Annotated in this window: 14 protein-coding genes; 4 read left to right on the top strand and 10 right to left on the bottom strand. The window is 72.5% G+C overall.

Annotation, left to right across the window (positions count from 1 at the left end; all coding sequences use genetic code 11):
* Nucleotides 1-12 precede the first annotated feature (12 nt).
* Nucleotides 13-774, bottom strand: coding sequence for a dioxygenase family protein (locus tag OIE69_RS23400; RefSeq protein WP_392567671.1), 762 nt, complete (start codon nt 772-774; stop codon nt 13-15).
* Nucleotides 775-790: 16 nt separating this feature from the next.
* Nucleotides 791-1,441 carry a GTP cyclohydrolase II gene (locus tag OIE69_RS23405; RefSeq protein WP_326575274.1) on the bottom strand — a complete coding sequence of 217 codons (651 nt, stop codon included), beginning with the start codon at nt 1,439-1,441 and terminating at the stop codon, nt 791-793.
* 99 nt (nt 1,442-1,540) lie between these two features.
* Between OIE69_RS23405 and OIE69_RS23410 the strand changes: the two genes are divergently transcribed.
* A complete protein-coding gene (locus tag OIE69_RS23410; RefSeq protein ID WP_326575276.1) occupies nt 1,541-2,044 on the top strand; it encodes a MarR family winged helix-turn-helix transcriptional regulator in 504 nt (167 codons plus the stop codon).
* A 10-nt stretch (nt 2,045-2,054) separates the two neighbouring features.
* Here the strand turns inward: OIE69_RS23410 and OIE69_RS23415 are convergent, their stop codons facing one another.
* Entirely contained in the window at nt 2,055-2,582 is a 528-nt protein-coding gene (locus tag OIE69_RS23415; protein ID WP_326575278.1) for a GNAT family N-acetyltransferase, read from the bottom strand.
* 188 nt (nt 2,583-2,770) lie between these two features.
* On the opposite strand from OIE69_RS23415, the gene OIE69_RS23420 reads away from it, so the two are divergent.
* Together OIE69_RS23420 and OIE69_RS23425 are read left to right on the top strand one after the other, a co-directional pair.
* Entirely contained in the window at nt 2,771-3,757 is a 987-nt protein-coding gene (locus tag OIE69_RS23420; RefSeq protein WP_326575280.1) for a sigma-70 family RNA polymerase sigma factor, read from the top strand.
* Between the two features lie 183 nt (nt 3,758-3,940).
* Nucleotides 3,941-4,159 carry a hypothetical protein gene (locus tag OIE69_RS23425; RefSeq protein ID WP_326575282.1) on the top strand — a complete coding sequence of 73 codons (219 nt, stop codon included), beginning with the start codon at nt 3,941-3,943 and terminating at the stop codon, nt 4,157-4,159.
* Between the two features lie 12 nt (nt 4,160-4,171).
* On the opposite strand, the gene mscL is transcribed toward OIE69_RS23425, so the two are convergent.
* On the bottom strand, nt 4,172-4,657 hold the full coding sequence (gene mscL, locus OIE69_RS23430; protein ID WP_326575284.1) for a large conductance mechanosensitive channel protein MscL: 486 nt from the start codon (nt 4,655-4,657) through the stop codon (nt 4,172-4,174).
* Between the two features lie 186 nt (nt 4,658-4,843).
* Nucleotides 4,844-5,437, bottom strand: coding sequence for a hypothetical protein (locus tag OIE69_RS23435; protein ID WP_326575286.1), 594 nt, complete (start codon nt 5,435-5,437; stop codon nt 4,844-4,846).
* A gap of 217 nt (nt 5,438-5,654) precedes the next feature.
* On the opposite strand from OIE69_RS23435, the gene OIE69_RS23440 reads away from it, so the two are divergent.
* Nucleotides 5,655-6,338, top strand: coding sequence for a helix-turn-helix domain-containing protein (locus tag OIE69_RS23440; protein WP_326575288.1), 684 nt, complete (start codon nt 5,655-5,657; stop codon nt 6,336-6,338).
* Between the two features lie 120 nt (nt 6,339-6,458).
* On the opposite strand, the gene OIE69_RS23445 is transcribed toward OIE69_RS23440, so the two are convergent.
* The 5 genes from OIE69_RS23445 to OIE69_RS23465 form a co-directional block, all read right to left on the bottom strand.
* Nucleotides 6,459-7,319, bottom strand: coding sequence for a universal stress protein (locus OIE69_RS23445; RefSeq protein WP_326575290.1), 861 nt, complete (start codon nt 7,317-7,319; stop codon nt 6,459-6,461).
* Nucleotides 7,320-7,418: 99 nt separating this feature from the next.
* Entirely contained in the window at nt 7,419-8,432 is a 1,014-nt protein-coding gene (locus tag OIE69_RS23450; RefSeq protein ID WP_326575292.1) for a zinc-dependent alcohol dehydrogenase family protein, read from the bottom strand.
* Nucleotides 8,433-8,553: 121 nt separating this feature from the next.
* Nucleotides 8,554-8,880, bottom strand: coding sequence for an FmdB family zinc ribbon protein (locus tag OIE69_RS23455; RefSeq protein ID WP_326575294.1), 327 nt, complete (start codon nt 8,878-8,880; stop codon nt 8,554-8,556).
* 66 nt (nt 8,881-8,946) lie between these two features.
* Nucleotides 8,947-10,200, bottom strand: coding sequence for an MFS transporter (locus OIE69_RS23460; protein ID WP_326581372.1), 1,254 nt, complete (start codon nt 10,198-10,200; stop codon nt 8,947-8,949).
* Nucleotides 10,201-10,483: 283 nt separating this feature from the next.
* Entirely contained in the window at nt 10,484-11,983 is a 1,500-nt protein-coding gene (locus tag OIE69_RS23465) for a potassium/proton antiporter (RefSeq protein ID WP_326581374.1), read from the bottom strand.
* Between the last annotated feature and the right edge of the window lie 4 nt (nt 11,984-11,987).

The following is an 11,987-nucleotide window of genomic DNA, read 5'->3' on the forward strand; positions in this document are numbered from 1 at the left end:
GCGTTGCGGAGACTACCGGCCGAACTGCACGGACCGCTTGGCCAGGCCCATCCAGAAGCCGTCGATGGCGCTGCGCTGGTCGCCGAGGTCGTCCTCTGCCGCGCCCATGGTGACGAAGAGCGGGGCGAAGTGCTCGGTCCGCGGGTGGGCGAGCCGCCCGGCGGGGGACTTGTGCTCGAAGTCCAGCAGGGCGTCCACGTCGTGCGCCTCGAGCGCGCGGTGCCCCCAGTCGTCGAACTCCGCCGACCAGCCCGGCACCCCGCCGGCGTGGCGCAGCGCGGCGAGGTTGTGCGTGAAGAAGCCGCTGCCGACGATCAGCACGCCCTCGTCGCGCAGCGGGGCGAGCCTGCGCCCGACGTCCATGAGCTTCTGCGGGTCGAGCGTGGGCATCGAGACCTGCAGTACGGGGATGTCGGCGTCCGGGTACATCTCCACGAGTGGGACGTACGCCCCGTGGTCCAGGCCCCGCTCCGGGATGTCCTGGACGGGGGTTCCCGCGGCGCGCACCAGCTTGCGAACGGAGTCGGCCAGGGCGGGCGCGCCCGGGGCCGCGTACTGCACCTCGTAGTAGTGGCGGGGGAAGCCCCAGAAGTCGTACACGAGCGGGACCGTGGTGGTGGCGCCGAGCGCGAGCGGTGCCTCCTCCCAGTGCGCGGAGATCATGAGGATCGCCGTGGGGCGCGGGAGACCGGCGGACCAGGCGGCCAGTTCGCCCGGCCACACCGGGTCGTCGGCGAGCGGCGGGGCGCCGTGCGAGAGGTAGAGGGCGGGCATGCGCATGGAGGCCTCCTCAGGCCGGGAGGTCGAGGGTGTGGTGGGTGTGCTCGGCCTTGGCGCGCAGGTAGCGCACGTTGTCCTCGGACAGGTGGACCCCGGTCGGCACCCGCTCGTCGACCGTGACGCCGAGCGCGGTCAGCTGTTCCGCCTTGTCGGGGTTGTTGCTGAGCAGGCGGATCGCGTCGACGCCGAGGGCGCCGAGCATCTGGGCGGCGGCGGTGTAGTCGCGTTCGTCGTCGAGGCGGCCGAGGGCGCGGTTGGCGGCGTAGGTGTCCAGGCCCTCGTCCTGGAGGGCGTACGCGTCGAGCTTGGCGTACAGGCCGATGCCCCGGCCCTCCTGGCGCAGGTAGAGCAGATAGCCGCCGGTCTCGGCGATGCGTTGCACGGCTTCGCGCAGTTGGGGGCCGCAGTCGCAGCGCGCGGAGCCGAAGACGTCGCCCGTAAGGCACTCGGAGTGCGGGCGGACCAGCGGCGACGCCACGCCCTTGTGTGCGCCGAGGCCGAGCGCGATGTGCTCCTTGCCGTCGGCGAGGTCCGTGAAGGTGAAGACGTCGGCCGGGGTGGCCCAGCCGTCGGGGAAGCGCAGCGGGATCCGTACCCGGGTGCGGATGGCCGCGCGCGGCGGGGAGGGGGCTGCGTCCGGGGCGGTCTGGGCGGTCGTCATACGGATCCCTCGCCTGAGTTTATTGAAGTTTCAAGCTAGCAGGGGGGAAGATACCGACAATTGCTTGAAAGTTCAAGGTCGAATCCGTAGGGTGGAACCATGACCACGAGAGCTCCCGAGCCCCGCTGGCTGAGCGAGGACGAGCAGCGCGCCTGGCGCGCTTACATGGCGTCCACCCAGTTGGTCTCGGACGCACTCGACCGGCAGCTCCAGCGCGACGCGCGAATGCCCCACGCGTACTACTCGCTGCTGGTGTGGCTCTCGGAGACCCCCGACCGCCGGATGCGCATGACGGAGCTGGCGGAACGCTCGAAGATTACGCGCAGCAGGCTCTCCCACGCCATCTCCCGCCTGGAGGAGAACGGGTGGGTCCGCCGCGAGAACTGCCCCTCCGACCGGCGCGGGCAGCTCGCGGTCCTCACCGACGAGGGTTTCGCGGCGCTCGCCGAGGCCGCTCCCGGCCATGTGGAGGCGGTGCGCGGGGCGATCTTCGACCGGCTGTCGGAGGAGCAGGTGCGCCAGCTCGGCGAGATCTGCCGGGTCATCGCCGGGGGGCTCCAGCCGGAGAACGGCGTGGTGGGGGACCTTCCCTGGCTGCGCTGACTGTGCCGGGTCAGGCCAGGTCCTTCTCGTACCAGGCGACGTCCCAGTAGCGGCCGAACTTCCGGCCGACCTCGCGGTAGACGCCCAGCGGGCGGAAGCCGAAGCGGGCGTGCAGCCGGACGGACGCCTCGTTGGGCTGCGCGATGCCGGCGTAGGCGCGGTGCACGTCCTCGCCCCGCAGGGCCTCGAAGAGCGCGGCGTAGAGCGCGGTGCCGACGCCGCGGCCGCCGGCCTCCGGGGCGCAGTACACGGAGGTCTCCACAGAGGTGGAGTACGCGGCCTTCGGGCGGAACGGGCTGCTCGTGGCGTATCCGAGCAGGCCCGGCGTGCCGTCGGGTTTCGTCCCGTGGGCAACCAAAAGGCGGTGCGGTCCGTCTTCCGGGTGGGAGAGCAGCCAAGGGCGGCGCTGTTCCAGTGACAACGGCTCCAGGTCGAACGTGACCGGCGTCTCACGGACGTAGTGGTTGTACAGGTCGGTGAGGGCCTTCAGGTCCTCCTCCCCACCCGGTCTGACCTGCACTTCGACGGACTCGGACAATGATCCACCTCCGGCTGTGGCCGGACAGGGTACTGCAAGATCGTAAAAAACGGGGCTGTGCTTGGGAATTGTGTCCGGATTCCAGTCGTTATCTCTTTTCGAGTGGGCAGCCGAAAGGCACGCGTGAAGCTGCTGGAGGGCAGCTCATTCGATCCGACACCCGACCGAACCTTCGCAAGGGAGCACGCATGGCAACCCGTGCCGTCGCCCGCAGCACCGCAGGCGGGAAGAGCAGCGCTCGCGCAGGCCACGGCGAGATGGCCGACCGCGACCTGGTCGGCATGTACCTCGACGAGATCGCGCGTACGCCGCTGCTGGACGCCGCGCAGGAAGTCGAGCTTTCCAGGGCGATCGAGGCCGGCGTCTACGCCGAGCAGCTCCTCGCGGGTGAGGAGCTGGGTCAGGGAGCGGACGCCGGCCGAGAGGAACTGGAAGCGATCGCCGCCGCGGGTGCGCGGGCCAAGGACGTCTTCATCCGTTCCAACCTGCGCCTGGTCGTCGCCGTCGCGCGACGCTATCCGCGCAGCGGCCTGCCGCTGCTCGACCTGATCCAGGAGGGCAACGCAGGCCTGGTACGCGCCGTCGAGAAGTTCGACTACAGCAAGGGCTTCAAGTTCTCCACGTACGCGACGTGGTGGATCCGTCAGGCGATCACCCGGTCCATCGCGGACCAGTCGCGCACCATCCGGCTTCCCGTCCACCTGGTGGAGGAGCTGGGGCGGGTGCGCAGGGTGCAGCGCGAGTTCAACCGCGAGCACGGGCGCGACCCGGAGCCCGCGGAGATCGCCGCCGAGCTCGACTCCACCCCGGAACGGGTCGCCGACGTGCTCGACTGGGCACGCGACCCCGTGAGCCTGAACATGTCGGTGGACGACGAGGGCGAGACCCAGTTCGGCGATCTCGTCGAGGACACCTCGGCGGCCTCGCCGGAGGACTCCGTACTCGTCATGCTGCGGCGTGAGGAACTGGAGGATCTGATCGACCGGCTCGACGACCGGACGGCGTCCATCATCCGGGCGCGGTACGGGATCGTGGACGGCCGCGAGCGCACGCTGACCGAGGTCGGCAAGCAGCACGGGCTGACGCGTGAGCGGATCCGGCAGATCGAGAAGCACGCGCTTGCGGACCTCAAGCGCATGGCGCGCGCTACCGGGCTGTCCATCGAGGCCGCCTGACCCCGAGCGGGCGCCGCTGCCGGCGCCCGCGCCACCACCCCACAGACTCGAGCCCCGGTGCCACCCCCCTGTGCCGGGGCTCGACCCCTTTCCCGGGCCGGCCCGGTCGTGCGTCGCCCGCGTGCGTGCGGCCGGGCCCTCGTCGTGGCCGGGCGCGGTGGACCGCCCCGTACCCTGGACGGCATGAGCAGCACCCCCGAACCGGCCCCCGACCCCGCCACCGGGCCCGCAGCGGCCTCCTCCCCACGAGCGCCGCGCGATCCGGCGGCTCTGGTCTTCGACGACCCGCTGGACCGGCAGTCGTCCGACGACACCGACACCGGGTGGGGCGAGCGTCCCGGCCAGGGCGGTGCGGGAGATCTCGCGCGCTTCCTCGACGAGAAGCCCCCGCACCACATCTGAGGCGGACGGACGCTATTGATGTGTCCGGTTGGTCCCGCCGTGGCCATAGGGGGAGGGGGAGGGGACGCCGGGTGCGCCGCCGTAGCCCTGCTGCTGGCGGGCGAGCAGGTCGCGTATCTCGGTCAGCAGCTCCAGCTCCGTCGGGCCGGCCACCGCGTCCTCCTTGCCCGCCTTGCGCCGGTCGTTGAGCTTGTTCATCGGCAGGATCAGCAGGAAGTACACGACCGCGGCCGTGATGAGGAACGTCAGCGCCGCGCCGGCGACCGCGCCCCACAGGAGGCCCACACCCTGCTTGAGCTCGCCGTTGACGACGGAGCAGGGCGGCTCGATGCAGAGGATGTAACCGTCGAGGTTCTTGGTGCCGATGGCACCGATCACCGGATTGATGAGGCCCTTCACGAACGCGTCGACGATCTTGCTGAACGCGGCGCCGACGACGACCGCCACAGCGAGCTCGACGACGTTGCCACGCAGTAGGAAGGCTTTGAAGCCCTTCAAGGGACGATTTCCTTTCGAAGAACGACCGTGCAGTTCGGCCCGGGGGACCCGTGGGGCCGGTGGTGTCCGCCGGGCGCTGCCGGCGTGAAAGCCGGCGGTGACGGAGGTGGTTGAGCGGTTCGGCCTCCGAGAGTAAGGGGTGCGCGCCGCGGCCCTCCCGCCGGTTGCCTTTCTCACGGCGTACGGCTAGCGCAGCGTCACCGCCAGGGGCGAGGACGCCGCGGCGCCGGACAGCGCGGCCGCCGTCCCGGGCGGGACCGACAGCACGATCAGCGCGCCGTCTCCGACCCCGCCCCCGTCCACGCCGGCCGGCGCGACGCCCTGACCCCCGGAGGCGGGGGAGGGCACCGCCACCACGGGCGCCCCGCGGGCCACCACGCGCGCCGAGGCGAGGATGTCCACCCGGTCGCCCGGCCGCACCAGCCCGGCCGCCGCCGCGTCCGCGATGCGCACCGGCGCCCGCACCATGTCCCGGCCGACAGTGGCGGCGGGAGCGGTGCCTTCCCGCCCCGACCGTCCGGAGTGCGGATCCGTCCGCGGGGCCGCGGCGGCCAGCGCGGCCGCCGTCATCGCCAGGCCCGCGGCCATCATCCGCCGCCGCCGGCGCAGCGCCCGGCGCAACCGGTGCCGCCCGCCGCCCGCCCTGATCGGCGCGAACACCGGAACCGCGCACGGGGCGGGCGCTCCCGTCCCCGCGCCCGCCGGTGGGACCGGAGCGCCGCCACCGTCCGTCCACAGCGTGGCTCCACCGCTGTCCACCATCTCGACCACCCCCGTCATCGGGCCTTCGCCCACCGGCGCATCCGGCCTGGCGGGACCACCATGACGCATCGCGTCGCGGCCCCTCGGCGCCCTGTGGAGTACTGACCGGTTGTGGATAACTCGGTCACTCGTTCGAGGGGATGAGTCGGACGGGTCTGGCGGCTCGGCGCTCGCGGTGGTGTGCTAGCTGGTAACGAACCGAAGCGTCCGAGCCCGAGAGCGGGAGGTGGTCGACGTGCCCAGGCAGTCATTGCGCGACGGCCCGTCCGAAAGGTCGCGAGCCCATCCGGGGGACGTCAGCCGTCGCGTCGCACAGCGGCGGGAACAACTGGGGCTCAGCCGCGAGGAGGTGGCCGCCAAGGCCGGCATGACGCCGAGCTATGTGCGGTACGTGGAGGAACAGTGTCACCACACCATCGGGACCAACGCCCTGCTCCGGCTCGCGGGTGCGTTGCGGACCACCGCGAGCCATCTGCTGGGAGGTGACGCCGAGCACCTGCCCGGGGAGACGGAGACCGTCGGTCCGCCGGTGATGGAGGAGATGCCGTCGCAGGAGTGCTGGACCAGGCTTTCCGGCCATGACGTCGGCAGGATCGCGCTCACCACCGGCGGCGGACACCCCGCGGTCGTCCCGGTGAACTACGCGGTCGTCGACGGGGCCATCGTTTACCGCACGGCCCCGGACGCGCCCCCGTCCCTCGCCAAGGGCAGCGAGATCGCCTTCGAGGTCGACCAGCTCGACGCCTGTCTCAGCGCGGGATGGAGTGTGCTCGTCCTCGGGGTTGTCGAACACGTCGTCGATCCCGAGGACGCTTGCGCGCTGGAGACCCACCCTGGCCCGTGGTCCGGGGGTGAGGACGATCTGTGGATACGCATCGTCCCCACCCATGTCACCGGCAGTCTCATACGCATCGTGTAGCCGCCGAAGCCGCCGAAGCCGCCGAAGCCGCCGAAGCCGCCGAAGCCGCCGAAGCCGCCGAAGCCGCCGAAGCCGCCGAAGCCGCCGAGGCCCGTCGAGGGGCCGGTCGGGCGCGGCCGGTCAGGCGTGGTGGAAGACCGCCACGGGGCAGTGGGCGTGGTGGAGCACGGCATGGGTCACATGGGCCAGCCGGACGCCGCCGTGCTGGTGCCGGAAAGCACCCGCGACGAGCAGATCGGCATGGGCCGAGGCATCCACCAGGGCACCGCCCGCGGAGGAGGCCTTGACCAGGTCCACGGTCACGGTGAGGTCCGGGTACTCCTCGCGGATCGTGTCGGCGACGTTCTGCTCCGTCGCCGCCTCCCGGTCGCCGACCGACGTGGCGTCGTCCAGCCCGGGCACCATCTCGCCCACCGCCCCGAGCAGGCTCCACGCGGTGAGGAGGCGCAGGGTGGCCTTCCGCAGCCGGGCCTCGTCGGCGGCGAAGCGCACGGTGGCCAGATCGGTCTCGTCCCGGATCCCGACCAGGACGACACCGGTGGACGGCTGCTCGCTGCCCCGCACGACGACCACGGGCCCGTGCGCATGGGTCGCCACCCGCAGCCCGACCGAGCCCAGTAGCAGCGCGTGGAAGCCACCGCGTCCACGGCAGCCGACGACGGTCAGGCCCTCGGAGCCGGACTGTTCCAGCAGGGTGTCGGCGGGTTTGCCTTTGCCGAGTGAGGTGGTGACCGCAAGGTCCGGGTAGCGGGCGGTGGCCGATGCCGCCGCTTCGTCCAGCAGCGTGCGGGCGCTGTCGAGGACCAGCTGTGCGGTCTCGGGGGACAGGTTCCTGCCGGAACGGGTCTCGAGGCCGGTCGCGTGCAGGATGTGCAGCGGGCGATCACGCAGCACGGCCTCGCCGGCGGCCCACATCACCGCGGCGGTGGCGCGGGGCGAGCCGTCCGTGCCGACCACGACCGGTCCGTGGCTGGTGTCCATGGCGGTGCCTCCTTGTCGCTGTCGCTCCGTCCACTCCGTCCCCCACCCGGTCACACCCCCACCCGGTCCCGCCCCCCCGTCCACCACTCAGTCCCGCACTCAGTCCGGCACCAGCACCGCCGCACCGTTGACGCGGTCGGCGGCCAGGTCGGACAGCGCCCGGTCCGCGTGGTCCAAGGGATAGGGGGTGGCGGTCACCCGGATCCCGATCCTGGCGGCCAGGGCCAGGAACTCCTGTCCGTCCTGTCGTGTGTTGGAGGTGACGCTGCGCAGATTGCGCTCCTGGAACAGATGACGCTGGTAGTTCAGTGCCGGGATGTCGGTCAGGTGGATGCCCGCGACCGCCAGCGTCCCGCCCCGGTCCAGGGCCTCCAGTGCCGGCGGCACCAGGTCGCCGACCGGCGCGAAGAGGATGGCCGCGTCCAGCGGCTCCGGTGGCCGCTCCGCCGCCGCCCCCGCGGAGGCGGCACCGAGCTCCAGCGCGAGTTCCCGCGCCCGCTCCGACCGGGTCAGCACATGCACGGTGGCGCCCTCGGCCAGCGCTACCTGGGCGGCGATGTGCGCGGAGGCGCCGAAGCCGTAGATGCCCAGCCGGCCGCCCGCCGGCAGGTCGCTGCGGCGCAGCGCGCGGTAGCCGATGATGCCCGCGCACAGCAGGGGCGCCAGGTGCACGGCGTCGCGGCCGTCGGTGTCCTCGGGCAGGGCGTAGGCGTAGTCCTCGGGCACGGAGGTGAAGTCGGCGAAGCCGCCGTCGGCGTCCCAGCCGGTGTAGAGCGAGTACGGGCACAGGTTCTCGCGGCCGGTCAGGCAGTAGGCGCAGCTCCCGCAGGTGCCGCGGAGCCAGGCGACGCCCACCCGGTCGCCCTCGGCGAAGCGGCTGACGAGCTCGCCGGTGCCGATGACCCGTCCGACCACCTCGTGCCCGGGGACGGTCTCGCGGCGGTGCGGCGGCAAGTCCCCCTCCGCCAGGTGCAGGTCGGTACGGCAGACGCCGCACGCCTCCACGCACAGCAGCAGTTCACGCGGTCCGGGCACCGGCTTGGGGCGCCCGACCCGTACCAGTGGCTCCGTGATCATGGGCCCGGGTCGGTCGACGACCCAACCACTCAGCATGTCTCCAGTCTGCGACCGGAGGCCTCGGCGCTGCAGCACGAAACCGGTCCTGCGGGCACGCCGAAGGCCCCCGTCGCCCGCGACGGGGGCCTTCACCAGGCGATGGTGCCGTGGGCTCCGCTCAGGCGGCCGAGGTGCTCGCCGCGCTGCCGCTGCCGCTACTGCCGGTGGAACCGCTGGAGGAGCCGGCCGAGCTGCTGCTCTTGGAGTCCGAAGAGGACTTCGACTCCGAGCTGCCGCTCTTGGCGGCCGGGGTGCTGCTGGACGACGAGCCGCGGCTGTCCGTCCGGTAGAAGCCGGATCCCTTGAAGACGACGCCGACCGCGGAGAAGACCTTGCGGAGCCGGCCGTTGCACGCCGGGCACTCGGTCAGCGGGTCGTCGGTGAACTTCTGCACCGCCTCGAGGCCCTCGCCGCAGGCGGTGCACTGGTACTGGTACGTCGGCACTTGCTCCTCCTGGCACTCTGACTCAGTGAGTGCTAACGACGGTCAATAGTGCAGTATTCCGCGTCGTCAGTCCACCGCGACCGGCTCTCGGTGACCGATGCCACTGCCGCGGCCGGTTCCGTCACCGCGTGCCGCGACCACTTCGGACGGCCTCGGCGCGAGCCGTTCGCGCAGTGCCGCCAGCGTGACGAGGGCCAGCCCGGTGCCCACCAGCGGCACGGTGAACCCGGCGCTCGCCCCGATCCCGTCGGCCAGCCGTCCGGCGGCGGTGGCGGCCGCGGCCTGGCCCAGCGCCACCGCGCCGGTCAGCCAGGTGAACGCCTCCGTGCGGACCGCCGCGGGCACCAGCGACTCGACCAGGGTGTAGCCGGTGATCAGGGCCGGGGCGATGGTGAGCCCGACCAGCAGCCCGAGCCCGCACAGCAGGGGCACGGCGTGCGCCGCCCACAGCATCGAGGTGGCCAGGGTCAGCGCCGTGTAGCCGACGAGCATGCGCCGCTTGGGCCCGGACTTCCAGGCGACGGCGCCGCACGCGAGCCCCGCGAGCATGTTGCCGGCAGCGAAGGTCCCGTAGAGCAGGCCGTTGATGCCGGGCCGCCCGATCTCCTCCGTGAAGGCCGTCATGGAGACCTGCATGCCGCCGAAGACGGCGCCGATGCCGAGGAAGGCCACGGCCAGCACCCGTACGCCCGGCACGGTCAGCGCCGAGGCCCGGCGCTCCCGGCCTCCCGGGACGGCCCGGGCCGGGACGGGGGCGGTCCGCCGCTGGGCGGCGAAGAGCAGGCCGCCGGCCAGCGTCAGCACGGCCTCGGACAGCAGCCCGGCCGCCGGGTGCACCCCGGTGGCCAGCGCCGTGGCCAGCACCGGCCCGATGACGAAGGTGAACTCGTCGGTGACCGACTCGAACGCCGCCGCCGTCTGCAGCAGCGGTGACCCGGCCGGCAGCGTGGCCGCCCAGCGCGCCCGCACCATGGGCCCGACCTGCGGGACCGAGGCGCCGGTGGGCACCGCCACCGCCAGCAGCGCCCACAGGGGCGCGTGCGCGAGTGCGAGTACGGCGAGCAGCGTCCCGGACGCCGAGTGGACGATCACCCCGGGCAGCAGTACGGCGCCCTGCCCGAAGCGGTCGGAGAGCTTGCCGCTCTGCGGGGCGAACAGCGCCATGGAGACGCCGGTGACGGCCGAGACGGCACCGGCGGTGCCGTAGGAGCCGGTGGTGTGCTGCACCAGCAGCACGATGCCGATGGTCAGCATCGCGAAGGGCTGGCGCGCGGCGAACCCGGGCAGCAGGAAGGCCCACGCACCGGGCGTGCGCAGCAGGTGCCCGTATCCCGGGCGCCCCGCGCCGCGGGAACGGCGGGAGGAGCCCGAAGGGCGGGACGAGCGGGATGCTCGGGACGAGCGGGACGTACGAGTGACCGTGGATCCCACGGCCGGGCCTTTCCGCCGCCTGGTAGCGCACCCTGGACGCCTGGTCGCGTTCCTGTGCGCCGAGAGCTGTCCTCTCGCGCATGACCGAGGTAGATACCGGATCTGTCCGGCCGCCGGGCGGTCGCGCCAGCTCTGCATCAGACAGAGTTGGTGGTGACTGTCGACAGCCATGTTAACGGCCGGCCCCACCGTCCGATTCCAGCCATCCGGCCAGCTTGCCGCCGCGTCCCACCGCCCGCAGGCGGGCCTCCGCCTTGTCCCGCACCGGGTCGGTGGCGACGACGAGAAGTTCGTCACCGTGCCGCAGCACCGTCGTCGGCAGCGGGACGAAGCTCTTGCCCTCGCGGACGACCAGGGTGACGGCCGCACCCGGTGGCAGCCGCAGTTCGCCGACCTCCACGCCGTGCATGCGCGAGTGCGGCGGGATCCGCATCGACAGCAGGTGCCCCCGCAGCCGCTCCAGGGGCGCCGACTCGATCCCCAGGTCCTCCGCGGCCCCCGGGTCGCCGAGGCGGAGTCTGCGGGCGACCCAGGGCAGCGTCGGGCCCTGCACGAGGGTGTACACGATCACCAGGACGAAGACGATGTTGAAGATGCGCTCGCTCTGCCGGACGCCCGCCACCATCGGGATCGTGGCGAGGACGATGGGCACCGCCCCGCGCAGCCCGGCCCAGGACAGCAGCACCTGGTCGCGGAACGGCGTCCGGAACGGCAGCAGGCTCGCCGTCACCGACAGGGGCCGCGCCACCACCGTCAGGACCAGGCCGACCACGAGCGCCGGCACGATGTCGTCGCCGAGTTCGTGCGGGGTCACCAGCAGGCCCAGCAGTACGAACAGGCCGATCTGCGCCAGCCAGGCCAGCCCTTCCGCGAAGCCCCGGGTGGCCGGGCGGTGCGGGAGCTTGGCGTTGCCCAGCACGACGGAGGCGACGTACACGGCGAGGAAGCCCGAACCGTGCGCGAGCGCCCCGCCCGCGTAGGCGAGGACGGCGATCGCCAGGACCGCGATCGGGTAGAGGCCCGAGGCGGGCAGTGCGACATGGCGCATCGCGAACGCGCCGAGCATGCCGACGGCCAGGCCGACCGCGGCGCCGATGGTCAGCTCCAGGGCGATCTCGCCCAGCAGCAGGCCCCAGTTGTGCACCGGCCAGTGCTCGGAGAAGGCGACGACCAGGATGACCACCGGGGCGTCGTTGAACCCGGACTCCGCTTCGAGCACACCGGTCACCCGGCTCGGCAGCGGCACCCTGCGCAGCACCGAGAAGACGGCCGCCGCGTCGGTGGACGAGACGACCGCGCCGATCAGGAGCGCCTGCCGCCAGTCCAACCCGACGAGGTAGTGCCCCGCCGAGGCCGTGATGCCGACGCTGACCGCGATGCCGAGCGTCGCGAGGACCGCCGCCGCCGGGACCGCCGGTTTGATCTCCCGCCACTGGGTGCCGAGACCACCCTCGGCCAGAATCACCACAAGTGCGGCATATCCCAACACCTGGGTCAATTCGGCATTGTCGAAGGCGACTCCCAGCCCGTCCTGTCCTATCGCGACCCCAATGCCCAGGTAGAGGAGCAGGCTGGGGAGGCCGCTGCGCGAGGAGAGGCGCACGGCGACCACCGCTATGAGCAGCACGAGGGCGCACACCAGCAGGAGTTCATTGAGGCGGTCGACAGTCAGGAGC

Origin of the sequence: Actinacidiphila glaucinigra (genome assembly GCF_035918135.1) — a bacterium.
Lineage (GTDB): Bacteria > Actinomycetota > Actinomycetes > Streptomycetales > Streptomycetaceae > Actinacidiphila > Actinacidiphila glaucinigra.